Source organism: Pullulanibacillus sp. KACC 23026 (assembly GCF_029094525.1).
Lineage (GTDB): Bacteria > Bacillota > Bacilli > Bacillales > Sporolactobacillaceae > KACC-23026.
Genome location: NZ_CP119107.1, coordinates 1,649,570 through 1,674,113, shown reverse-complemented (window position 1 = coordinate 1,674,113; position 24,544 = coordinate 1,649,570). Strand labels below are relative to the sequence as shown.

Here is a 24,544-nt window from a genome sequence, read left to right as displayed (position 1 = left end):
CTCAAATTTCTTAACGGTTTTGCAAGTCTTTCTTTAATTCAATAATTTCGGCGAGGAGCTTAGTTGCTGTATCAAGATCCTGCTGTTTTTCAGCCTCATTTTTGGCTGCAAGTTTTTCTTCAATCACAAGCACTTGATGATGCTTGATCATTTGATCGATATAATCCTGGATGACTTGTTCATCCACATCCTCATCAATATCAATCATAGCAATATCAGTAACACGCGCTCTCAAATCAGGATCTGGCAATTTCTGAATAAAAGCACTGATATCTGGTTCCAACCCTTCTTCATAGAAAGCATAAAGATAAGCCACTATCGCCTGGTGAAGATCGTCATAAAAAGAGCCTCCAATTTCTGTTCTCACTTTATTTGCGACATCCTCATGACGAAGCATATAAGCGATGAGGTGACGTTCAGCACTTAAATAGGCAGGAAGAAGCGACGATTTCTTAACGGGTAAACGTCTGCCAACAGGCGGTTCGGCTTTATCAGCTCGTTTCTTCCGACGAAAGATCAAGTATTGCTGTTGTTTTAAGGCATCCAATGAAAGCGAAAATTCATCTGCCAACTGCCTTAAATAATGATCTCGCTCAACAGCCTTAGGCAATTCGGATAAGACGCCCAATACATCATCAATATACCGAAGCCGATCGCCTTCATCGTTTAGATTCCGATTTTTCCTTAAGTAATAAAGCCTGAATGCTGTGATCGTCATGCTGGCCCCTATTACATCTGTCCTAAAGCGTTCAGCACCATAACGGGTAATGTAGTCATCGGGGTCAAGTCCATCAATCATTCGCGCAATCTTTATCGTTCTTCCGTATTTCTCCAAAAGAGAAGCAGCTCGAAAGGCGGCGTCTACACCTGCTTGGTCGGCATCATAGCATATTATTATCTTTTCGGCACCGCGGGTCAAAAGTCCTGCTTGTTCTTCCGTTAATGACGTTCCCATTGAGGCCACGCCATTTGTCACACCTGCTTGAGAGGCTTTTACCACATCCATATAGCCTTCAAACAACACCACTTCATTTCGTTGTTTAATAACCTGCCTCGCTAAATGGTACCCATATAGAAGGCGGCCTTTATGAAAAATGGGCGATTCCGGTGTGTTGAGATACTTTGGCTTTTGATCATTAAGAACTCTTCCAGCAAAAGCCACCGTTCTCCCTCGTGTATCCCAAATTGGGAACATGACCCGATTGCGAAATCGATCAAATCGCTTGCCGTCAAACGATCGTTTATCCAGCATCCCCACCTGCTCAAATAAGTGTAAGGGTAATTGGCGCCGCTCTAGGAATTTGGTTTGTGTATCCCAATCGTCAAGAGCGTACCCGATCTTATACTGAGCGATGGTTTCATCAGAGAATCCTCTCTCCTTAAGATACTGAAGGGCCGGCTTTCCATAGTCGGTCTCCACTAAAAGATAATGAAATAATTTGGTTAACAGTTCCATCCCATGATATAATGGATTTAAATCATCCTGTCTTTGTCCCTCTTCTCTTGTCTCACTCTCAGGTACTGGGATATGGGCCTTCTCCGCTAATACCCTGACTGCCTCGGGAAAATTGTATCCTTCAAGCTCCATCAAGAAAGTAAAGACATTGCCTCCCATTCCACAGCCAAAGCAGTGAAAGATCTGTTTGTCTGGAGAGACTGAAAAAGAAGGCGTATGTTCTTGATGAAACGGACATAGTCCAAAATAATTACGCCCTGATTTTTTGAGATGGACATATTCCCCGACAACCTCAACGATATCCAAAGCTGTTCGAACCTTTTCAATCGTTTCTTCCTCAATCCTCAAGCTAATCATCCCCATGATGGTACATTTGCACCCATTCTATAAGAGCGTTTTTGAAGACAGCTTTATCCTCAGAACTCATCGCCTTTGGACCCTTAGTACGGTGTCCCTTTTCTCTTAACTTCTTCGAGATATAGCGTTGGTCTAAAAGACTAGAGATATTGCCTTCATGGATGGACTTACCTCGCGGAGTTAATATGTAAACTCCTCTTTGTGTCAGAAGTCCAGCAAGCCCCATGTCTTGAGTGACAACCAAATCACCGGTTGAAACATGATTGACAATATACAAGTCCGCGGCTTCCCGATCCGGATCCACGTAGACCCATTGTCCACTTACTTTTGTTGAATGGTGCTGATAAGAGGCTACGAATAGCACTTGAATGCGGTAGTGATTGGCTACCACTAATATCTCTTCTTTGACGGGACAAGCATCCGCATCGACGAAAATTTGAGACGGTCTCTTTTTATAACTTATGATATGTGATCACCCTTAGATTTAGGTCAATAAAAAAAGGTGCATCTTTCATCAAATTTCTCTATTTTAATATATTCGAGGTCGAATCTTAAAACTCCTCCCATCAAATCTATGTTTTAATTTTTCGAAAGTTGTCGATTACCATAAGTCAAGCCATGTATCCACTATTTTTATCACAAAAATGTATTATAATACATTTAAATTCATTTGGACAAGTAAAAAGCATTGAAAAAGTCAAGTTATCTTGATAGGAATTTTTGTGTTTCTCTAAATTCATCCATTCATTCCACTTATTAAGCCGATTTTGTTTTGCCCGATTAGTCCTTAAGATTGATCTTTATAGGTATTAATGATGACATTGGCCGTCTCTTCAACGGCTCGATTAGACACATCAATCACTTTACAGCCAATCCTGCTAATGACCTGTTCAAAATGATTGAGTTCCTTTTCGATCCGGTCGAGCTTCGCATAATTGGCATCCTGTGCGAGTCCGAGAGCCTTAAGCCGTTCTTTACGAATATCGTTCAATTGTTTTGGCGAGATACGCAGACCAAAACACTTTTTTGGATTAATTTTAAAGAGTTCCTCCGGAGGTTCTACTTCCGGTACAACCGGAACATTTGCTACCTTATATCTTTTCAAAGCCAGATATTGTGAGAGCGGGGTCTTGGAGGTGCGGGATACACCAATTAAAACAATATCTGCTCTCATAATTCCCCTTGGATCACGGGCATCGTCGTATTTAACGGCAAATTCAATCGCTTCTACTCGTCTAAAATAGGCCTCGTCCAATTTGTGAATCAGCCCAGGCTCGAACTTTGGCTCCTCTTCGAAAAACTGGCGCATCTTTTGAATAGAAGGGCCGAGAATATCAATATAGGGAACGTGATGAAGTTCTGCCTGATCGACAAGATAAGCTTTAATCGATTGAATGACAATGGTAAATGCAATGAGGGCATGATTTTCTTTTGCTGAAGCGATAATTTCATCCACTGTCTCTTGATCATTAACATACGGAAAACGCAGCGTGTTAATTTTTTTTTGCTGAAATTGACTTTTAGAGGCTTGAACGACTAATTCAGCCGTCTCCCCAACTGAATCTGAAACAACATATATGAGGCGATTCTTATTCATTTTGTTCCTCCCCAATTAGTCATGATCCCGAACCATCTCAGTAAAAGCACGCGTTATATTGGTTTTCGTAATTCGCCCGATGACTTCATATCCTTTTTCTTTTTTTCGTACAACAGGAAGCCCATCTATTTGATGATCAATTAGTCTCTTCGCAATGTCGATAATCAAATCAGTCTGTTCACAAACGGCAAGATTAGGCATTCGAGACATGATAATGCTAACGGGAATAGATGTTAAATCCTGATTGCCTAAACTTGCCCGCAGTAAATCCTTTCGCGAAAGTGCCCCGGTCAAATACCCCTCTTTGTTGACGACAAATAGAGTTCCGACATCTTCTAAAAACATCGTACAAACGGCATCGTAGGCCGAGGTGGCCTCTTGGACAACAACAGGGATAGACTGGTAATCCTTTACCGTCAGTTGAATAACCTTTTCCATCAACAACTGCGAAGATGATTTTCCAGTAAAAAAATAACCGACTCTTGGTCTTGCATCCAAAAATCCGGACATTGTGAGTATGGCAAGATCAGGACGAAGCGTCGCCCGTGTCACGTTTAACTGATCCGCGATTTTGTCACCCGTAATCGGTTCTTGCTCTTTCACAATTTGTAGGATCTTGTTTTGACGTTCGTTTAACTCCAATCCTGCTCACCACCTTCATGAACCGTTCACAAACAGATAAGGTTTCGCAAAAGCGATTTTTCAAACATTTAGAAAAAGTGCCTTCACTAAAAATCAAAGCCATTACTTTATATTACTTAATTGTATTTCTATCTCCCGTTCTAAAATCCTCCTTTTTCCCATCAAAACCTTTGAATTGTCACGACTTAGTCACATTTACCTATCATCCGCGAATTTCACTCGAATTAAACCTCTTTTATTAAACCAGGCACTTAAAGCATGAAAAAAAACTTTCTTAATTTAAGAAAGTTTTAATCCAATTTATCAAGTTGTTTGAGAAATTGCTTGGACTTGAGTCGAAGCCCTGAATATTGATCAAAGTATTGGTCGAGAATAGCGCTCATTAGCTGAACCGTTTCAGGTTTAAGTGAGATATCACCAATCTTATTTGGATCAATTTTTTGGAACAAGTAAAAAAGGCGTGTAACAGGATCTGGTAAAGGAACGGCTGTCGGATCCTGGTTTCGGCATTCGGTGCACAGCAACCCGCCCGTAGAAAACGAGAAGGAATAAGGTCCGCTTCTCCCCCCGCACGCGGCACAGCTTGATAATTCTGGTTGAATCCCGGCAAGACCGAGCATGCGCAGATCAAAAATCAATCTCAGTACTTGGGGGGGACGCTTGTCTTCAAGAAGCTCCAGCAGCTTTAAAATAAATGAAAAGAGTGAAGGAGACGGTTGATTTTCCTCAACAAGCTTATCCACCATCTCAATTATGTAAGCAGCGTGCGCCATAGCAACGAGATCTGATTTTATGTATCGAAATCCCTCAATACTATCTGCTTGATAGAGCGTCCCTAAACCCCTTGATTTTTGATACAAATAGAGGCCATGGGTGAGGAGCTGTGAGCCCGAATGCAGCGGGCTTTTTGGTCGTTTCGCCCCCCTGGCCATAACCCCAATTTTTCCTTTTTCTTTTGTTAAAAGAGTAATTATTTTATTCGTTTCACCGTAGTTTGTTGAACGTATCACAAGTGCTTCATCTGAATTCATTGCACTTATCACCCACTATTAATGAATGGGCTGGTCAGAAAAGTGCTCCTGGTCGGTTTCCTCGATTTCGTCTCCTTCATCTGTAAGTTCCTTGTAAAGAAGATAGGTGTCAATGTTTCCTGTCATGCAAAAGACTTTCCATGTGAAGTCTAACATGCGTCAACCACCTTTCATGCTTTTATAGAACTACTTATAGGATTCACGATTTTTGCCTAAACCATGAGAAGGAATTTTTTCCTCTCATTAATTGAAGCCTCTCCATCCCAAGAGGACCCATTCTTTTTTAATACTCATCTTGATCAAAGCCAAAGTCACGCAGATAAAAAGCCTTGTCTCGCCAATTTTTTTGCACCTTAACCCAGAGTTCAAGGTAAATGCGAGAGCCAAGAAGTGCTTCAATATCACGCCGTGCCCGTGAACCAATCTCTTTGAGCATTTTGCCGCCTTTTCCAATAATAATCCCTTTTTGAGAATCACGTTCCACGATAATGGCGGCTTGAACAGTCATCTTGTCACCATTAGATGGGGGCTCTATGTTTTCGATGACGACCGCAACCGAATGAGGCACTTCTTCCTCAGTTAATTGGAGAATTTTCTCTCGAATTAATTCAGAGATAATAAAGCGCTCAGGGTGATCGGTCACTTGGTCATCTGGATAATATTTGGGACCTTCTTCTAAGTAATGTTTGATCTCCTCTAACATCGTATTCACATTGCTGCCAAGACGTGCTGAAATCGGAACGACCTCTTTAAAATCCATCTCTTTTCGATACGTATCAATGACAGGTAAAAGCTGTTCTGGGTGAACTAGATCTATTTTATTTAAAATAAGAAACACCGGTGTAGAGGACTTCTTCAATCGCTCCATAATGTATTGGTCACCGCGTCCCATTCCCGCTTCCACGTCTACCATAAATAAAATAAGGTCCACTTCTCTTAAGGTCTGCTCAGCAATTTGAGTCATAAATTCACCGAGTCGATGCTTAGGTTTGTGAATGCCTGGAGTATCAATAAAGATGATTTGAGCATCATCCGTTGTATAGACCCCTTGAATTTTATTTCTTGTTGTCTGAGGTTTATTGCTCATGATGGCCACCTTCTGACCAACAAGTTCATTTAGTAAAGTGGATTTGCCCACATTTGGACGGCCAATTAAGGCAACAAACCCCGATTTAAATCCATCTGTCATTCTTCATTCATATCCTTTGCTTGAAATGCTCCTGGAAGAAGCTCTTTGACACTTGTCACTTCAGTGTCTCCTTTTAAATTAGCTAAGATGACAACCATGTCTTCCGGACAAAGCTCTGCCATGACTTGTCTGCAAGCGCCACATGGCGGAACCGGCCGGTTGCTGTCAGCGACAACCGCCATCATCTTGTACGTTTTCTTGCCGTCTGAGAAGGCTTTAAATAAAGCGGTTCTTTCTGCACAGTTTGTTACAGAATAAGCAGCATTTTCAATGTTTCCTCCTAAGATGATCTCATCTTGGTCGGTAAGCAGTGCCGCCCCTACCTGAAAGTTAGAATAGGGAACATAGGCCAGTTCCCTTGCCCGCTTGGCTGCTTCTACTAATTGTTCTTGAGTCGTCATACGCTACCACCTTTTACAGGATGTATTTAAGAAAAATAAGAAAACTAATCACAACGGAGGTGATTGAGAAAAAGAGCACCGCTCCTGCTGCGATATCCTTTGCCGCCTTAGCAAGCGGATGCTTGTCCTCTGTCACGAGATCAACCACCCTTTCAATGGCCGTATTCACTAGCTCTAAGCTTATCACACCACCAATAAGTAAGCTAACATGAATCCAATCTGAAAGCGAAATATGTAAATAAATGGACACGACGATGACGATGAAGCCGACACTGCTTTGGACATGTAAATTTCTTTCTGATTTAAAAGCCTGACCGATCCCTGAAAATGCCCAGACAAAGCTTTTTAAAAAAGGTCCGGGCTTTCGCCGGTCACCAGTCATTACGAAGACCTCGTAAGTCCAAAGGAGTCGAGCAGTTTTTCCTGCAGGCCAAACATCTCAGATTCGTCAGCTTCTGTCATGTGATCATACCCTAACAAATGCAATAATCCGTGAACTGCTAAGAACCCTATTTCACGTTCAAACGAGTGACCATAGTCGGCCGCCTGTTCCACAGCTTTCGGAACGGAAATGACAATATCACCAAGCACCCTTGGAAGATCGGCTTCTCCGACAATCACCACTTCTCCCTCTCCCTCCTCTTCTAATGCAAAGGAGATCACGTCTGTTGGCTGATCTTTATCTCGATACATAGCGTTGATCTCTTGGATCCGGTCATTATCCACAAACATGACCGATAATTCCGCGTTTTGGACATCTAATTCCTTGGCACAATGCTTCAAAAGCTTATCGAGCATTTCAATCGTTTGGGCACTTACCTCTTGGCCTTCATCTTCAAAATCAATTTCAAGTGTCATTCGCTCACCGCTTTCTTATCCCCTTCTTCGGGATACTCAATTCTTTGATGGAAAATACCATTTAAGGTTTCAAAAATGGACGTTTGGACCTCATGAAGCTCTTGCATCGTAATATCGCATTCATCAAACTGGCCATCCTGCAATCGGTCCTTAAAAATTTTTTGCACGAGATTTTGGATTTTAACAGGATTCGGCTTTTTCATAGACCGAACCGCTGCCTCCACACTGTCACAAAGTTCAACCACTGCCGCTTCTTTAGTTTGGGCCTTTGGTCCCGGATAACGAAATTCGCTCTCATCAATCGCTTGCCCCATTTCTTCCTGAGCTTTGTGATGGAAGAATTTTAACAGGGTTGTTCCATGGTGCTGCTCACAAATATCAATAATTTCTTTAGGCAATCGATGCTCACGCAAGATCTTAGCCCCGTCATAGGGATGTGAGATAATGATCGTTTTAGAAAGCTGCGGCGATATTTTGTCATGAGGGTTTTCCTCATCCATCAGGTTCTCAATAAAAAAATGAGGGCGTTTTGTCTTTCCGATATCATGATAATAAGCAGCGACTCTTGCCAAAAGACCGTTTGCTCCAATCGCTTCACAAGCACTCTCCGCAAGATTGGCCACCATAATACTATGGTGGTAAGTGCCAGGTGCCTCCATTAAAATTTTCTTTAACAATGGGTGATTGGGATTTGATAGATCGATTAACCGAAGCGCTGACAAGATGCCAAATACCGTTTCAAAGAAAGGTAAGAGACCAGATGTTAGTATGGTTGATAAAAAGCCGGATAGGACGGTATAGCCCAATTCGAGTCCAAGTGATGGCAGATGCAGCCCGCCGCTTTTCATTAACATTAGACTGAGCACCGTCATGACGTTTACAACTGAAATTATTAACCCAGTTTGCAAGATCCTTGGCCGTGAATGACTGCCTCTTAAAACCGTCGAACCGGCAAGAGTCGAGAACAAAATATAGATGGCCATTTGATAATCAAAAATCCCGGATGTCCCTTCAGAGCTTCCGAATATAAAACCGGAACAAAGTGCAAAAGCGATGGAGGACACTGCCGCTATTCGCTTATTAATCAGGATAGCCATCAAAAGCGTACCGCTAGAAACCGGGATAATAAATTCAATCCCTGTTAAATGAGTATGCCTGAGGAGGGCATCAAGCTTAATAAAGACAAACGTGATAAAAAATAAGCAGAAATACACCAATAGGAGATTTTTAGTGGATTTCTTGGAACGCTGTATTTGGATAAGTTCCATTCCAATTAAAATCGTTAAAAAGGTAACAAAGATCGCAAGCCCTATAAACGGTAAGATATTAAAGGTTTCATTCAATAATCCCACGGCTTTTAGCTTTCTCATCACATCAGTGGTGACCAATTCCCCTTTTTTTACAATAACCTCACCTTGATGGATAACGACGGGATCAACCGCTTTTGCAGCCTCTGCCTTATTTTGCTTAGTCCCTGCCGCATCGAACACGTAATTGGGAACAATGAGGAAATTGAGCAAATCACCGATCGCCTGATGCAGTTCTTGGGAATCGACAGTTGTAGGGATCGAATTCAGTGCTGCCTGTTGAACTTTATCCAGATCATCCCATTTTATCTTATTACTCATGGATTCATAAATCGATGAGCTGACAATCTCACTGGCAAGACCGAAATTGTGTTCAGACGTCGTCAGCAACGTTTTCAAAGTACTATCTGAAATTTGCTGACTGGCGGAATCGGTCAGCTTATTCCTTACATCTTTTATCTGCTGATCGATAGAAGGAATAGATGTGCCTGCCTCTTCTTGATCTTGACTCTCACCTTCGCTGTCAGCCTGATCAGAGGTATTCGTCACGATAGAATTGACCTTGTTCCGCTCCTCTGTAATCGCACTAAAGATATCACTTGCCTTTTCAACTTGAATCATGGCCAGGTCTTTCTGATATACATAAGAAGTTGGCGTATCAGCAGAGGCCTGCTCTTGGGCTACCTTTGTTGCGACTTCATCGACGACCTCAACAGGCGACTGAATATCCTGTGTTGCAATTTGGTGCAGTTGAATATGAAGTTTGGCAGGCATGGCCGTATTGATCGTCGCAACGAACATAACGACTCCGATGGCGAAATAGACCAGCCAAGAAAAAGCGACTTGTGCTTTGAAACGATTGATGAACGTCTGCCACTCAAGCTTTTTCATTTCATTTCATTTCTCCTCACCCTATTCGTATTTCATCCCCAAACCCACACTCTATGAATTCTAATCACCAATTAGACAGTTTCATAAGCCTCTATTATTTTTTGCACAAGCGGATGACGTACCACATCCACACGCTGCAAACGAATAACGGAAATCCCTTTGACATGGCTCAATGTTGTTTCAGCCATCTTTAGTCCGGATGTTTTGCCTTTTGGCAAGTCAACCTGGGTAATATCCCCTGTAATGACCATCTTCGAACCAAATCCAAGCCGTGTCAAAAACATCTTCATTTGCTCTTGTGTCGTATTTTGCGCTTCATCCAAGATAACAAAGGCATCCTCAAGCGTTCTTCCTCTCATATAAGCAAGAGGCGCGATCTCAATGGTCCCGCGTTCGATTAAACGCTGTGTATGCTCTTGACCGAGAATATCATGCAAAGCATCATATAACGGTCTCAAATAAGGATCTACTTTTTCCTTTAAATCCCCTGGTAAAAAGCCTAGGCTTTCACCGGCTTCAACAGCAGGTCTTGTTAAAAGAATTTTTTTGATCGACCCTGCTTTTAGGGCGGTAACAGCCATGACAACCGCTAGATAGGTTTTACCTGTTCCAGCAGGCCCGATGCCAAAAACCATGTCATTTTTCTTCATGGCTTGCACATAATGCTTCTGGCCCAATGTCTTGATTCGGATCGGCTTTCCTTTCGAGTTAAACGTAATCGCTTCCTCATACAATTCATCTAGGACGTCAATTTGACCGGTTTCCGCCAACTGAATCGCATAGACGACATCACGCTCAGAAATGGCGACCTTTTGACGCACAAGTTTCAGAAGCCCATTCAGGATGATCTCAACCAACTCAGCTTGTGCTTCAGTTCCACCTACAGCCACACCTTCTCCTCTTGTCACTATCGAACACCCTAGGCGGTCTTCTATAAGCTTCAAATGAGCATCTTTTGGTCCAAATAAGGTGATGACATCATGTTGTTCATTTAAATGCAGTTCAATTGTATGTAGAAGTCTTTCAGACAAATGGCCTCAATCTCCTTGGAACTGTTTTCTTGCCTCCACATCTTTAGTATATTTTAACAGAGAAAACAGTTTTTGTTTTTATTAGTTTACCATAACCAAGAGTTTCAATTCCAATGGTCTTTTTGACCTGTATCAATTAAAACAAATAAGAACAAGGGTCTAGTTCCCTTGTTCTTGTTTGTCCATCTTCTCTTTTAAATCTTTTTGGCGGTCCTTCGGTGAGAAGGGGCGGGGCTTGGCAATATTCTCTTCAACCGTAAAAAAGACTTGAAGATGCATCACACCTTTTTCCACCTTGTCTTTTTGGATCTTTGCTGAGAGAATTTTTGCATCAGATGAGAGCTCCCTCGTTAACTGCTGTCGCGCCAGTTCTTCCCCCATCTTTTTCGCTTGATCTTTAGTTAATCGATTCTTCAATTGACTAGCTTCACGGATCGTCACCGTCTGAAACTTAATGGGGATATCCCACAATAAGAAGTGGAACGGATGGGTGACTGTTTCCGTCACTTGCTTTTGGAACGGTTTAGCGTTAAACCCCCATATCGGAATGGTCAGGGACCAAACCTTGATTTGACGCTTCGTATACGTTCTCCCCGTATAAGTGTGATAGCTTGTATTTAAAGGGACTTCTGTATTTGAAGTATACCAAGTCTCCCCCAACACGGTTCCTTTTGCTGGGACGAACTTATGATGGGCCTCATCCCCCATCATACCGGAAATGAGAAGCTGCCCTTTCTTCACGACATCATTCTGCTGAACCACAGCCTGCCCTTGTTCAGCGTAAACTTTTTTGATGGTCGCGGTCTTAGAGGCGATCAAGTCTCTAGGGCCAATCTCTTTTTCCTTCTTAGGAAGTTCCTTTTGAACCACATCAACCCGATAAGTTGTCCCATCTCGAGACACTCCTACCCATGTTGTTTCCTTTAATTGACTGTTCAATTGATCCTCGATTTCCCCAAGAGAAGGTAAGAGAAACTCGATCGCGCCAACATGAATATCTTGTTTTGCGAGTATGGTTCTAATTTCATCTTCAAGCACAGGATCTGCCCCGTGAATATCGATCTGCCAAACCATGTTTGACATGAAAAAAATGATAAAAAAGAAAAGGATGAATCCACCTATCATTCCAAAACGCCCAAGCAGGCGCCTTGTCCAAAAAGGGAGGCCAACTCGTTCGTCAAAATGGATTCGGCAATCGGTTTGTTTTAAGATTGGCTTAATCCGTTTAATATCGCTTAAGAGGATCGAGCATTGGATCCGATCCTCTTCAATCCGCTTGATATCCCAAATTCTAATTTGTTCTCGAATACATCGATTGATAAACGGTTCAACCAATCGGCCTCTAACCGTTGCAATGACATGGCCTTGTAAATTTTCGCTCCAATTTTTTGTCTTCATAAGCTTCACCTATTTTCTCAATCAATCTATAAATTGAACTTTATCAATCGTTCCCTCTAATAAAATTTCTTCGGGTAAAATGGTTTTCAAAACAAATTGATTTCCCGTTATAAGCAGTTGACCTTGGCTTAAAGCAAGTCGCAGTTCTGTTTTGGAAAAAGCTAATACCCCTTTGTGATTTTCAATATATATATGTAATTGGCCAATAAGTGTAATACGCGGTAAATCCATTACAACATCGGCAGGCAACTCCGAGTAGTTCACAAATAATTTTTTGAATTGATCGCGCCATTTGTTTGCCAACGTCACCACCTCTATTTACATCTTTATGAAACAAGATAGAGGACTATCACCAAAGAAAAGGTGAAGTGTATAAAAAAAGACCTCCCGGAAGAATCAATAGACTCTTCTAGGAAGTCATCCCCATCATCTTTTATTATAAATTCTCGGCTGATAGGGTTTTCGTGCTCGAGGTTCACTAAAGCATTCAGATAGAATAAAGCTCTCCGCTAATTTTTTTCTTGTAGGTGTAAGATTAAGACGATTTAGAGGAGGCTGTTGTTGCGCGATCGGCGTCTGGACTTCAAACAGGATCTCCGTTCTTTTGGAACGTTCCCTAGTTGCCGGTTTCGGTTTATTCTGATCGCCAAAATCCGTCTGCAAATCCTCGCGCCTCAATAGCCCCCCGGTTGTTTCACTAGTTTGCGTTGGCGAGGTGAGAATTTCTTCTTCATAAAAGGCGTTCTGTTCCGGTTCCCCGCCCCTTTCTTCTGATTGAGAACCGATAAAGCGTTGGGTGAGGCTGCTTCCAAACCTACCCCTATTAACTGACGAATCAGAGCGTTTGACCGCTTTGGCAATGGCGGCTATAACTGATATGATTATAAAAAGTGTAAAAAAACTCATGTTGCATCAATCCTTACTCTTCATTTTGAGGATCATTCATATCGCCTACTGATCGGCGCATTTCCGTATCGGCTTTGATGTTGTTATAATTCATATAATCCATCACCCCTAAATTCCCCTCCCGAAGAGCTTTTGCCATCGCAAGTGGTACTTCAGCTTCTGATTCAACCACTTTGGCACGCATTTCCTGTACCCGAGCCTTCATTTCCTGCTCAGTCGCAACTGCCATAGCGCGGCGTTCCTCTGCTTTGGCCTGAGCTATTTTTTTATCGGCTTCAGCCTGTTCGGTTTGCAAATGAGCCCCAATATTTTTACCGATGTCGACATCCGCAATATCAATCGAGAGAATTTCAAAGGCGGTTCCTGAATCTAGCCCTTTTTTCAAAACAGTCTGAGAGATGAGATCGGGATTTTCTAACACTTGATTATGGCTTTCAGAAGATCCAATGGTTGAGACAATCCCTTCACCGACACGAGCAATAATTGTTTCTTCACCCGCTCCCCCAACTAACCGATCAATATTCGCTCTAACCGTAATTCGCGCCTTCGCTTTGACTTCGATCCCGTTCATAGCTACCCCGGAAATAAACGGTGTTTCAATCACTTTTGGATTCACACTCATTTGAACAGCTTCCAAAACATTTCGGCCAGCAAGATCGATTGCCGCACAGCGTTCAAAGCTAAGCTCAATGTTCGCGCGATGAGCCGCAATTAAAGCATTCACGACTCTGTCGACATTCCCCCCTGCAAGGTAATGGCTTTCCAGCTGATTGGTGCTGAGCTGAATGCCCGCTTTCACCGCTTTAATCAAAGGGTTGATCACACGCCTAGGCACGACTCTTCTAAGTCGCATCCCTACCAATGTGAAAATTCCGATTCGTACTCCTGCAGCTAATGCTGAAATCCACAGCATAACAGGTACGAATGATAAGAACACGGCAATAACCACGATAACAATTACCGCAATAAATAAAATCAACAAAGTATTAAGATCCAATTTCCTTCCCCCTTTATTAATCCCAACTAATTAACTATACGGCAAAAGAACTAATAAGTTTCAACTAAAGCCTAAATTCTAAAATTAGTGCTAAAAGTCTAGAGGGCTGTACGGAGCCCAATACACATAGTCGCGACGTAGGATGGAGGCCTTTTCGTGGAATGGAGGCTCCATTACACCAATTCGTGGCGTGTGCGGAGGCGTTTTCGTGGGATGGAGGCTCCATTACACCAATTCGTGGCGTGTGTGGAGGCGTTTTCGTGGGATGAACGCCTTTTCGGATGCTCCACCCGCTTTTTTTGGCGTTCATACCCTCGATGAACGACTTTTCGGATGCTCCACTCGCTTTTTTTGGCGTTCATACAACCGATGAACGACTTTTCGGATGCTCCACCCGCTTTTTTTGGCGTTCATCCCCTTGATGAACGCCCTTTCGACTGCCTCACTCGCTCTTTTTGGCGTTCATACACCCGATGAACGACTTTTCGGATGCTCCACTCGCTCTTTTTGGCGTTCATACACCCGATGAACGACTTTTCGGATGCTCCACTCGCTTTTTTGGCGTTCATACATCCAATGAACGCCTTTTCGGATGCTCCACCCGCTTTTTTTGGCGTTCATACCCTCGATGAACGACTTTTCGGATGCTACACTCACTCTTTTTGGCGTTCATACCCTCGATGAACGCCTTTTCGGATGCTCCACTCGCTGTTTTTGGCGTTCATACCTTTGATGAACGCCTTTTCGGATGCTCCATTCGCTTATTTTTGCGTTCATCCCTTCGATGAACGACTTTTCGGATGCTGCACTTGCTCTTTTTGGCGTTCATACACCCGATGAACGCCTTTTCGGATGCCGCACTCGCTCTTTTTGGCGTTCATCCACTTGATGAACGCCTTTTCGGATGCTCCATTCGCTTATTTTTGCGTTCATCCCTTCGATGAACGCCTTTTCGGATGCTGCACTTGCTCTTTTTGGCGTTCATACACCCGATGAACGCCCTTTCGACTGCCGCACTCGCTCTTTTTGGCGTTCATACCCTCGATGAACGACTTTTCGGATGCTACACCCGCTGTTTTTGGCGTTCATACCCTCGATGAACGACTTTTCGGATGCTACACTCACTCTTTTTGGCGTTCATCCCTTCGATGAACGGCCCATTGCGTACGATGGGGCCGCCACAAGTTAAGCCGTTTAACCGTAACTAAAAAGCGAAACCTCAAAAAAAGGTTTCGCTTTTACATGTATAAAATCTATTAAGATAAATGTTCTTGAACGAGGCGGCTAACTTTTCCTCCGTCAGCACGTCCCTTTACCTTAGGCATAAGGGCTTGCATCACTTTACCCATATCGGCTTTTGATGATGCACCAACTTCTTGAATCGTTTCCTTAACCACGTTTTCTAATTGATCATCAGTTAATGGTTCTGGTAAATAAGTCTTGACAACCAAAATTTCACTTCTAGTCTTCTCAGCCAAATCTTCTCGACCCGCTTGCTCAAACTCTTGGAGGGAGTCGTTCCTCTGCTTGAGTTCCCGTGAAAGGACAGTTAAGGCCTCATCCTCAGAAAGGTCTTTGCCGAGCTTGATCGATTCGTTTTGCAGGGAGGCCTTCAGCATCCGGATGACAGATAACCGTTCTTTATCCTTAGCTTTCATAGCCTCTTTCATATCTTGGGTAAGCTGATCCAAAAAGCTCATCAGAACACCCTTTCTTAGAATTTACGCTTTTTACGTGAAGCCTCAGCGCGCTTGTTTTTCTTCTTGACACTTGGTTTTTCATAGTGTCGACGCTTTTTGATTTCCGCTAAAGTACCTGATTTCGCAACGGAACGTTTGAAGCGACGAAGCGCATCCTCAATGGACTCATTCTTGCGAACTTTCGTTTCAACCATCTGTGTTTCCCTCCCTCCAACTTGCAAACGCTCTAAAAGGGCCTGGAAAACCTTCATCCGCCCTGTCTCATCTCTTTGTTGCTTTCATCATTGACCAATGTTCACTTTTCAATATAAAAGGAAAGCAAATCCAACAAAAATGAAAGTTTTAAAAAGAAGATGTCGATGCAATTATATACGAATACGCCGTTCTGGTCAACATTCATATCTAGTATCTTCGTTAATTATTTAAGTGATGCAAGAATTACCCCTGGCAGCCACTCTCCATTTTCAGTTCTATTTACTCCTCATCATCTGTTGTTTCAATAAAAACCATTCTCCCTATCTCAAAAAGCATGGCGTTAAATTGGGGCAATTTGGAATAAGTAATGATTAGAAATAAGCACAGAATTTGCTCACCGAAGCTGACAGGGCACTTAATTCCCGTGAACTCCTATACACTCAAAATGGTTCAAGTAAGTGTCATGCTCTAACCACTTGTCCAATAGACTAAGGTAGGGGGTTCACTTATGGATCGATTAATCTCAGCATTTTTTATTTATATTATGATATTCCTATTTGGAATGACTGTGATGAAGATAGGCTTTCGCGCAATGGGTGACGAAAAAATTCGAACCATCATTCAGAAGAGTACAAGCTCACCTTTAAAAGGTTTGTTAATTGGTACACTTCTGACCGCGATCCTGCAAAGCAGCTCAGCTGTGACCGTTATTACTGTGGGATTAGCAGCAGCAGGACTGATCCGTTTTTCCAACACGATTGGTGTGATTATTGGGGCTAATATTGGAACAACCTTTACTGGTCTCCTAGCCACCTTTTCATTGGGCCGAATCCATATCGTTTTGATTTTAATCGGATTTCTGTTGCTGTTTACTAGAAAATCCGCAATCTTTTGTCTTGGAACCTTTCTCATTGGGCTTGGCTGTCTTTTCTTATCCATGGATGGCTTTAATACTTTAAGTATTCCTTTGCGTGAGCTGGCTCCAGTTAAATACATCTTAACCGCTGCTAATCACTCGCTCTGGATGGCTTTAACCAGCGGGGCCTTATTTACAGCAATCATCCAATCGAGTTCAGCCACAACGATGATTGCCATGGGATTTCTAAACAATGGATTTTTAACGCTTCTTGCATCTATTACCATTGTAATTGGAGCAAACGTCGGAACCTGTGTCACCGCTATTTTGGCTTCGATTGGCTCGAATTGGCAAGCACGTTGGGTATCTTACACGCATTTGGTTTTTAATATAGGCGGTGCTCTCCTGGCTCTTCCATTCTTAAAGTTGTCTGCCGGTTGGCTGGAGAGTCTTCATCTGGCGCCCGATACCGCTTTGGCCTATTCTGGTATTCTATTTAATGCCGTCTCAGCTTTATTATTCTTACCCTTTATCGACAAGTATGGGCGATGGGTAGAAAAACGCGCAAAGGGAGCCCGTTAACGGACTCCCTTTTGCTGTTTCATTCTTGATTGGTCACAATCGCTACACTTGCACTTGCCCCTATACGAGAGGCACCAGCCTGGATCATGGCTTCTGCTGTTTCACGTGTGCGGATGCCTCCAGATGCTTTTACACCCATCTCTTGGCCAACGACGCTACGCATGCGCTTGACAGCGTCCACAGTAGCACCGCCAGTAGAAAATCCTGTTGAGGTTTTGACGAAATCAGCCCCAGCTTTTTTGGCAAGCAGAGAAGCCTTTTCTATTTCATCATCTGTTAATAGGCAGGTCTCTAAGATCACCTTTACCGCTGCACGACCTTTTGCGGCCTTCACAACAGCCGCGATATCTTCCAGAACGGTTGTCTCATCTCCGTCCTTCATCGCGCCAATATTAATCACCATATCCACTTCTCCTGCACCTTGATCAATGGATTGACGCGTTTCAAAAGCCTTCACTTCTGTCAATGTGGCACCTAATGGAAACCCGATTACCGTACACACCATGACATCCGTATCCTTCAATAGTTCAGCGCAATAAGGAACCCAGTATGGATTCACACAAACAGAGGCAAATCCATATGTTTTGGCTTCCTCACAGAGAGTTTTAATCGTTTCCCTGCTAACGTCTGGCTTTAACGCCGTGTGATCAATCACCTTAGCTAATGAATCTACCATGTCAGCCTCCTAAAGTGATGCTGCTTTTTGGTCCAGACTCTCTGCAGTTGCATCAAGTACTCGCACAAATTGCCCTTGATTATAAGGATAACCCGCTTGTGAAATTTTAACTCTTACTAATTTCCCTTCAAGTTCAGGGGAAGCCGGAAATCTGACTTTCAAATAATTGTCTGTATAGCCCACCCAAAGTCCTGTAGAAGCATCCTTGTTGAACGGTTCTTCTGGAATGACCTCTAGCACTTCGTTTTCATAGCGCGATGCATACTGCTTAGCTAATTGAGTCGACAAAGAAATCAATTTTCGAACACGGTCATGCTTCACATCATCAGGTACTTGGTCAGGCATCCGTGCGGCAGGAGTCCCCGTTCTTTGAGAATAAGGGAAGACATGAAGCTCAGCAAACCCAAGCTCTTTAATAAAATTATACGTTTCTTGGAATTCTTCGTCTGTCTCTCCTGGGAATCCGACAATAACATCTGATGTTAATGCAAAATCAGGAAGTGCTTTTCTTAACTTCTCAATTTTTTCCGCATAAAAAGAGGTGGAATACTTTCTTCTCATTCGTTTCAGAACAGTATCTGAACCGGATTGAAGCGGAATATGAAGGTGACGCGCCACGATCGTTGAGCGGTCAATCACGTCGATCACTTCATCTGTCACTTGGCTTGCCTCAATTGAAGAAATACGAATCCGTTTAATGCCGACAACTTTTGATTCAAGATCACGAAGTAACTGGGCAAAATTATAATCTTTCATATCTTCGCCATAGCCTGCTGTATGGATTCCCGTTAAAACAATCTCTTTATAGCCAGCATCGACTAGTTTTTGAGCTTGCTCAAGGACTGCTTTTGGATCGCGTGAACGAAGCAAGCCGCGCGCCCATGGAATAATACAAAATGTACAGAAATTGTTACAGCCTTCTTGAATCTTCAAAGACGCTCGCGTACGGTCTGTGAAGGCTGGAACTTCCAATTCTTCATAGACACGTGCCTTCATAATGTTACTGACACCGTTAATCGGCTCACGCTCTGTTTTATATTGCTCAATATATTCAAGCATTTTTTCACGGTCCTGTGTTCCTACGACAATATCCACACCAGGAATGGCCATGACCTCTGCTGGCGACGTTTGCGCATAACACCCCGTTACACAAATAACCGCATTTGGGTTTTGGCGAATCGCACGACGTATAACTTGACGGCTTTTCTTATCCCCTGTGTTGGTTACGGTACACGTATTAATGACATAAACATCGGATGCGGATTCAAACTCTTTTCTTTCGTATCCATTTGCTTGAAAGAGCTGCCAAATCGCTTCTGTTTCATAATGATTCACTTTGCAGCCTAACGTATGGAATGCAACTGATGGCACTATTAATCACCTCATAGCTAATTCAAAATGATAGGAAAGAGCAGCAAGAACATATAAGGAAGCTGTCTCTGTTCTCAATATCCGGGGACCAAGACCGGCGCAGCTGAACCCGTTTTGGGTCAGTTCATTAACTTCATTAGAGGAAAGTCCTCCCTCTGGCCCAATCACAACTAATAATGACTCTCCGGGCTTGATCGTATCAAGCAAGTTAGCAAAGCCATGGCGCTCTCCCCGTTTCGCGCTCTCTTCAAAAGCAACGAGCTTATGGGTATAAGCTTCTTTTAAACTTATAAGGCCCTTTAAGTTAACGGGCTCTTCAATCGTTGGGAGCGAGGCACGATGAGATTGTTCGGCTGCTTCTTTGGCAATTTTCCGAAGCCGCTCTAGCTTTTTTTGCACCTTTTGTCCTTGATCCCATTTTACAATTGACCGTTCAGAAGCAAATGGGAGGACCGCCGTGACTCCTAACTCAGTGGCTTTTTGAACAATAAGTTCAAATTTATCTCCTTTTGGAAGTCCCTGTGCAATCGTTACTCTTATCGGCAATTCGGTTGACTCTTCAATTGGCTGTATAAGTTTAGCAATCACTTGAAGATTCTGATTGGCCTCGATTTGACACACATAAGCATGGTTAGATTCATCACACACTTCAATCTTGTCGCCTTCTTTCATGCGCATGACATTCATGATATGATGAGCATCTTCTGCTTTTATAGTGACTTGGTCTTCTTGGATCTGATCATCTTTGACAAAGTAACGCTGCACGATTAGGGAACTCCTTTCATTAAACAAAGCCGACATTCACTAAACTTTTCCAAGTGAATCCGTCTTAACGTGACTCTTATTTCTGAGCGATAATCGCTACCCAGTCTTCTTCAACTAAGACCTCATTAATCGTAAGGCCGGCCTTTAGAAGCGCCTGTTCGACTACTTCCTGCTTCTTTTTAATGATGCCAGAAAGCACAAGAAAGCCATTTGGTTTCATTAATTGAGTGGCATCATCAATTAATTTCAAAACGATTTCAGCTAAAATATTAGCAACAATCACGTCATATTGACCTTGGATTGATTGAACAAGATTGTTTTGACGAACTTCTACACGACTTTCGACCTGGTTCAGTTCGACGTTCTCCCGCGCAGATCTGACTGCCACGTCATCCAAATCTAAAGCTAAGACACGGCTTGCCCCCCATTTGGCGGCCGCAATACTCAAGACACCGGAACCCGTTCCGACATCCAGCACAGTGTCACCCGTTTTGACGATCCCTTCCAATGCTCTTAAGCAAAGAACGGTCGTTGGGTGCGTCCCTGTCCCAAACGCCATCCCTGGATCTAATTCAATCAAAACCTCATTCGGATTAGACTTGTCCACTTCTTCCCATGTTGGAGAAATCACTAAAGAATCCGTAACGCGAACCGGTTTATAATATTTCTTCCATGCCGTTGCCCAATCTTCTTCCTTTACCTCACCGACATAAATCTGATTAGGCTGGACATCAATCTCATATTCGACAAGATGATCCACCGCTTCTCTGATTTGTTCGACCGTATCAGGAAGAAAGACCGTCTCAGGCAGATACCCTTTGACATAAACGCCTGTTTCGGGATAATCACTAGGACTAAGATCATAGATTTCCCCATATTGATCCGTCCACTCTCTCGTTAACACTTCGGGATCCTCTATCACAACACCTGAAGATCCTGCTTCATATAAAATGTTTGAAACAGGATCAACAGCTTGTTGAGAGGTATGAATGCAGATTTCGACCCACTTCAACCCTCTTCACCTTCTTTACCCAACTCTAAAATAAACTTTCATAAACTTCCTGGGACATGTCCTCAATCGGTCTTAAAAGCGCGTTTCACTCTTGAAAAAAAAGAACCGTTTTCTTCTGCTAATGGTTTACCGCTAATTTCGGAAAGCTCACGGAAAAGCTCTCTCTCACGATCAGACAATTGCTTTGGCGTGACAAGTGTCACCGTAACATGCTGGTCACCTTGCCCATAGCCCCTTACATTTTTGATTCCTTTTCCTTTGAGTCGGAAATGGGTTCCGGTCTGAGTACCCGCTGGAATTTTAAGTTTCACTTTTCCATAGAGTGTCGGAACTTCAATTTCATCCCCTAGAGTAGCTTGTGCAAAGTTTAACGGCACTTCGCAAAAGACATCATCGCCATCTCGTTCGAAAAACTTATGTGGCTTGATCGTAAAGACTACATACAAATCCCCAGAAGGTCCGCCATTAATCCCTGCCTCACCTTGACCAGAGACACGAATTTGTTGGCCTTCATCAACACCTGCTGGAATCTTAATATGAATCTTTTTGCGAGTCTTAACGCGGCCGTCCCCCCCGCAAGTTTGGCATTTCTCTTTAATGATTTTACCGGTTCCTTGACAATAATGGCAGACACGGCGATTAACGATGCGGCCAAACGGAGTGGATTGCTCTACATTTAACTGACCTGTTCCATTACAATGTGAACAAGTGTCTGGGGTTGTACCCGGCTTTGCCCCAGAACCATTACAGGTTTTACAGGTTTCTTCTCTTGGAATTTCAATATCCTTCTCAAGACCGAACGCCGCTTCCTCAAATGTCAGTGTCATCGTGTATTGGAGATCCGCCCCTTGTCTAGGTGCATTTGGATCCCGTCTGCGAGCACCGCCACCGCCAAAGAACATATCAAAGATATCACCAAAACCGCCGCCAAAATCAGCATCGCCGCCAAATCCTTGGTTTGGATCCGTGTGACCAAATTGATCATAGTGCGCTTTCTTCTGATCATCACTTAAGGTTTCATACGCTTCTTTTGCTTCTTTGAATTTATCTGTCGCGCTTGGATCATCTTTATTTACATCTGGATGGTATTGACGCGCTAGTTTTCGATACGCTTTCTTTATTTCTTCCTTAGATGCATTGCGATCCACACCTAGGATTTCATAATAATCTCTCTTCGCCAATAGGTTTCACCTCCGGTTAGAGTCCCTCTCAATTTGTCTCACTTGTCCCCCGCATCCTTATTCTATTAAGAATAAATGCTTAAGGACCCTAAATAAGTCACCTTATCTTATCACCCGTAACAAGCTTGTTGCAAGCCGATTATCCCTAATAAAACTTTTCAGCTTATTTAAAAAGCAACCATGCAAGCGGTCAAGACCTAGAAAAGGGTGAGAAGAAAGCCGGTATCAAGCGTTGCTTGAACTGACTTTCTTCCCCAATTTGTTACCTATACATGTTTGATGATATTTAGAAGGAAGCTTTCAACGATTATTTATCGTCTGGAACTTCTTCGTAATCGGCATCAACGACATTGTCATCTTTCTTGTCTTGTGATGCATTGCCTTCAGCCCCTTGAGCTTCTTGACTTGCCTGTTCATAGAGCTTAACGGCTAACTGTTGAACCACTTCTTGAAGAGCCTCTTTCGCAGCTTTAATTGAATCTAAAGTGCCAGACTCAAGCTCTTTCTTAAGTTTATCTTTCGCTTCTTCCGCTTTTTGCTTTTCAGCTTCGTCTACTTTATCACCAAGATCTTTCAAGGTTTTATCTGTAGAGAAGATGAGTTGATCGGATTCATTGCGAAGATCGACTTCTTCTTTTCGTTGTTTGTCCGCTTCAGCATTTGCTTCCGCTTCTTTTACCATACGTTCAATTTCATCATCATTTAAACCAGAAGAAGATTTAATGGTGATGGATTGTTCTTTATTTGTTCCTTTGTCCTTCGCTGTAACGTGAACAATCCCGTTTGCGTCGATTTCAAAAGAAACTTCAATTTGCGGAATTCCGCGAGGTGCTGGAGGAATATCCGTTAATTGGAAGCGCCCTAGTGTTTTGTTGTCTGCTGCCATGGCTCTTTCGCCTTGAAGCACATGGATATCAACAGCAGTTTGGTTATCCGCCGCAGTTGAGAAGATTTGAGATTTGCTCGTTGGGATCGTCGTATTCCGATCAATCAATTTTGTAAACACGCCGCCCATTGTTTCAATACCAAGGGAAAGAGGTGTAACATCGAGCAAGACAACATCCTTCACATCACCTGAGAGGACACCAGCTTGGATAGCTGCACCAAGTGCGACTACTTCATCAGGGTTTACCCCTTTATGCGGTTCTTGACCTGTTAATTTTTTAATCGCTTCTTGAACAGCTGGGATACGTGTCGAACCACCAACAAGGATGACTTTGTCGATTTCACTAGCAGAAAGTCCGGCATCCTTTAACGCTTGGCGAGTAGGTCCCATCGTCCGTTCAACAAGATCAGAAGAAAGCTCTTCAAATTTCGCACGAGTAAGATTCACTTCAAGATGCTTTGGTCCAGATGCATCGGCTGTAATAAACGGAAGCGAAATTTGTGTTTGGGAAACCCCAGACAAATCCTTTTTCGCTTTTTCCGCTGCATCCTTAAGACGTTGAAGGGCCATTTTATCGTTAGAAAGATCAATCCCGTTTTCTTTCTTGAATTCTGAAATAAGGTAATCAATGATGACTTGGTCAAAATCATCCCCACCAAGACGGTTGTCCCCAGCAGTTGATTTAACCTCAAAAATGCCATCGCCAAGTTCAAGAATCGAAACGTCGAACGTACCGCCGCCCAAGTCATAAACTAAAATGGTTTGATCTTCACCTTTATCAAGACCATAAGCCAAAGAAGCAGCAGTTGGTTCGTTAATGATCCGCTCTACTTCAAGACCCGCAATTTTACCGGCGTCCTTCGTTGCTTGACGCTGAGCATCATTAAAATAAGCAGGTACCGTAATAACTGCCTTGGTCACTTTTTCACCTAAGTAAGCTTCTGCATCTGCTTTTAACTTTTGAAGGATAATAGCAGAGATTTCTTGAGGGGTAAATTGTTTGCCCTCAGCTTCTACCTTATAATCCGTTCCCATGTGACGTTTGATTGAAATAATCGTATTAGGGTTTGTAATAGCTTGACGTTTTGCCACTTCCCCTACTTGACGTTCCCCGTTTTTAAAAGCAACAACAGATGGTGTTGTACGATTACCTTCTGCATTTGGAATAACAACAGGTTCGCCACCTTCTAAAACGGCAACACAAGAGTTGGTTGTTCCTAAGTCAATCCCAATAATTTTACTCATTTTTATTTCCCTCC

At 42.9% G+C, this 24,544-nt stretch carries 26 protein-coding genes; 1 reads left to right on the top strand and 25 read right to left on the bottom strand.

Annotation, left to right across the window (positions count from 1 at the left end; translation table 11 throughout):
- Window positions 1–10: 10 nt before the first annotated feature.
- The 19 genes from dnaG to rpsU all read right to left on the bottom strand — a co-directional run bounded on the left by dnaG (window position 11) and on the right by rpsU (window position 15,955).
- Window positions 11–1,813 (bottom strand): DNA primase, encoded by a 1,803-nt coding sequence (gene dnaG, locus PU629_RS07740; protein WP_275284379.1) that lies wholly within the window; start codon window positions 1,811–1,813, stop codon window positions 11–13.
- On the bottom strand, window positions 1,806–2,204 hold the full coding sequence (locus tag PU629_RS07735; RefSeq protein ID WP_275283705.1) for a YaiI/YqxD family protein: 399 nt from the start codon (window positions 2,202–2,204) through the stop codon (window positions 1,806–1,808). Before PU629_RS07735 ends, dnaG begins: the two co-directional genes overlap by 8 nt.
- 396 nt (window positions 2,205–2,600) lie before the next feature.
- Complete coding sequence (locus PU629_RS07730; protein ID WP_275283704.1) at window positions 2,601–3,410, bottom strand: pyruvate, water dikinase regulatory protein; 810 nt, start codon at window positions 3,408–3,410, stop codon at window positions 2,601–2,603.
- A gap of 15 nt (window positions 3,411–3,425) precedes the next feature.
- Window positions 3,426–4,052 (bottom strand): transcriptional regulator CcpN, encoded by a 627-nt coding sequence (gene ccpN / locus PU629_RS07725; RefSeq protein ID WP_275283703.1) that lies wholly within the window; start codon window positions 4,050–4,052, stop codon window positions 3,426–3,428.
- A 290-nt stretch (window positions 4,053–4,342) separates the two neighbouring features.
- Window positions 4,343–5,083 (bottom strand): DNA repair protein RecO, encoded by a 741-nt coding sequence (gene recO, locus PU629_RS07720; RefSeq protein ID WP_275283702.1) that lies wholly within the window; start codon window positions 5,081–5,083, stop codon window positions 4,343–4,345.
- Between the two features lie 18 nt (window positions 5,084–5,101).
- A complete protein-coding gene (locus PU629_RS07715; RefSeq protein ID WP_275283701.1) occupies window positions 5,102–5,239 on the bottom strand; it encodes a YqzL family protein in 138 nt (45 codons plus the stop codon).
- Between the two features lie 127 nt (window positions 5,240–5,366).
- A complete protein-coding gene (gene era / locus PU629_RS07710; RefSeq protein WP_275283700.1) occupies window positions 5,367–6,272 on the bottom strand; it encodes a GTPase Era in 906 nt (301 codons plus the stop codon).
- Entirely contained in the window at window positions 6,269–6,673 is a 405-nt protein-coding gene (locus PU629_RS07705; protein WP_275283699.1) for a cytidine deaminase, read from the bottom strand. The genes era and PU629_RS07705 overlap by 4 nt, the downstream gene beginning before the upstream one ends.
- Before the next feature lie 13 nt (window positions 6,674–6,686).
- The gene (locus tag PU629_RS07700) at window positions 6,687–7,055 is read right to left on the bottom strand and encodes a diacylglycerol kinase family protein (protein ID WP_275283698.1); all 369 of its coding nucleotides are present in this window, start codon (window positions 7,053–7,055) and stop codon (window positions 6,687–6,689) included.
- Window positions 7,055–7,531 (bottom strand): rRNA maturation RNase YbeY, encoded by a 477-nt coding sequence (ybeY, locus tag PU629_RS07695; protein ID WP_275283697.1) that lies wholly within the window; start codon window positions 7,529–7,531, stop codon window positions 7,055–7,057. The genes PU629_RS07700 and ybeY overlap by 1 nt, the downstream gene beginning before the upstream one ends.
- Complete coding sequence (locus tag PU629_RS07690) at window positions 7,528–9,729, bottom strand: HD family phosphohydrolase (protein WP_275283696.1); 2,202 nt, start codon at window positions 9,727–9,729, stop codon at window positions 7,528–7,530. The genes ybeY and PU629_RS07690 overlap by 4 nt, the downstream gene beginning before the upstream one ends.
- Before the next feature lie 71 nt (window positions 9,730–9,800).
- Window positions 9,801–10,760: a PhoH family protein gene (locus PU629_RS07685; RefSeq protein WP_275283695.1), complete on the bottom strand. Its 960-nt coding sequence runs from the start codon at window positions 10,758–10,760 to the stop codon at window positions 9,801–9,803.
- A 159-nt stretch (window positions 10,761–10,919) separates the two neighbouring features.
- On the bottom strand, window positions 10,920–12,158 hold the full coding sequence (gene yqfD, locus PU629_RS07680) for a sporulation protein YqfD (protein ID WP_275283694.1): 1,239 nt from the start codon (window positions 12,156–12,158) through the stop codon (window positions 10,920–10,922).
- Window positions 12,159–12,179: 21 nt separating this feature from the next.
- The gene (yqfC, locus tag PU629_RS07675; protein WP_275283693.1) at window positions 12,180–12,461 is read right to left on the bottom strand and encodes a sporulation protein YqfC; all 282 of its coding nucleotides are present in this window, start codon (window positions 12,459–12,461) and stop codon (window positions 12,180–12,182) included.
- A 123-nt stretch (window positions 12,462–12,584) separates the two neighbouring features.
- Window positions 12,585–13,064, bottom strand: coding sequence for a hypothetical protein (locus PU629_RS07670; RefSeq protein WP_275283692.1), 480 nt, complete (start codon window positions 13,062–13,064; stop codon window positions 12,585–12,587).
- Between the two features lie 13 nt (window positions 13,065–13,077).
- Complete coding sequence (gene floA / locus PU629_RS07665) at window positions 13,078–14,061, bottom strand: flotillin-like protein FloA (protein WP_275283691.1); 984 nt, start codon at window positions 14,059–14,061, stop codon at window positions 13,078–13,080.
- Between the two features lie 462 nt (window positions 14,062–14,523).
- Window positions 14,524–14,682 carry a hypothetical protein gene (locus PU629_RS07660; RefSeq protein ID WP_275283690.1) on the bottom strand — a complete coding sequence of 53 codons (159 nt, stop codon included), beginning with the start codon at window positions 14,680–14,682 and terminating at the stop codon, window positions 14,524–14,526.
- A 635-nt stretch (window positions 14,683–15,317) separates the two neighbouring features.
- Complete coding sequence (locus PU629_RS07655) at window positions 15,318–15,761, bottom strand: GatB/YqeY domain-containing protein (protein ID WP_275283689.1); 444 nt, start codon at window positions 15,759–15,761, stop codon at window positions 15,318–15,320.
- 14 nt (window positions 15,762–15,775) lie between these two features.
- Window positions 15,776–15,955 carry a 30S ribosomal protein S21 gene (gene rpsU, locus PU629_RS07650; RefSeq protein WP_275283688.1) on the bottom strand — a complete coding sequence of 60 codons (180 nt, stop codon included), beginning with the start codon at window positions 15,953–15,955 and terminating at the stop codon, window positions 15,776–15,778.
- Window positions 15,956–16,464: 509 nt separating this feature from the next.
- On the opposite strand from rpsU, the gene PU629_RS07645 reads away from it, so the two are divergent.
- Window positions 16,465–17,394: a Na/Pi symporter gene (locus tag PU629_RS07645; RefSeq protein ID WP_275283687.1), complete on the top strand. Its 930-nt coding sequence runs from the start codon at window positions 16,465–16,467 to the stop codon at window positions 17,392–17,394.
- A gap of 19 nt (window positions 17,395–17,413) precedes the next feature.
- Here PU629_RS07645 and deoC read toward each other — a convergent pair whose 3' ends face one another.
- The 6 genes from deoC to dnaK all read right to left on the bottom strand — a co-directional run bounded on the left by deoC (window position 17,414) and on the right by dnaK (window position 24,530).
- Window positions 17,414–18,070: a deoxyribose-phosphate aldolase gene (deoC, locus tag PU629_RS07640; RefSeq protein ID WP_275283686.1), complete on the bottom strand. Its 657-nt coding sequence runs from the start codon at window positions 18,068–18,070 to the stop codon at window positions 17,414–17,416.
- 9 nt (window positions 18,071–18,079) lie between these two features.
- A complete protein-coding gene (mtaB, locus tag PU629_RS07635; protein ID WP_275283685.1) occupies window positions 18,080–19,441 on the bottom strand; it encodes a tRNA (N(6)-L-threonylcarbamoyladenosine(37)-C(2))-methylthiotransferase MtaB in 1,362 nt (453 codons plus the stop codon).
- 6 nt (window positions 19,442–19,447) lie between these two features.
- Window positions 19,448–20,206, bottom strand: coding sequence for a 16S rRNA (uracil(1498)-N(3))-methyltransferase (locus PU629_RS07630; RefSeq protein ID WP_275283684.1), 759 nt, complete (start codon window positions 20,204–20,206; stop codon window positions 19,448–19,450).
- Window positions 20,207–20,282: 76 nt separating this feature from the next.
- Window positions 20,283–21,218 (bottom strand): 50S ribosomal protein L11 methyltransferase, encoded by a 936-nt coding sequence (gene prmA / locus PU629_RS07625; RefSeq protein WP_275283683.1) that lies wholly within the window; start codon window positions 21,216–21,218, stop codon window positions 20,283–20,285.
- Between the two features lie 62 nt (window positions 21,219–21,280).
- Window positions 21,281–22,399: a molecular chaperone DnaJ gene (dnaJ, locus tag PU629_RS07620; protein WP_275283682.1), complete on the bottom strand. Its 1,119-nt coding sequence runs from the start codon at window positions 22,397–22,399 to the stop codon at window positions 21,281–21,283.
- Window positions 22,400–22,706: 307 nt separating this feature from the next.
- The gene (dnaK, locus tag PU629_RS07615; protein ID WP_275283681.1) at window positions 22,707–24,530 is read right to left on the bottom strand and encodes a molecular chaperone DnaK; all 1,824 of its coding nucleotides are present in this window, start codon (window positions 24,528–24,530) and stop codon (window positions 22,707–22,709) included.
- Between the last annotated feature and the right edge of the window lie 14 nt (window positions 24,531–24,544).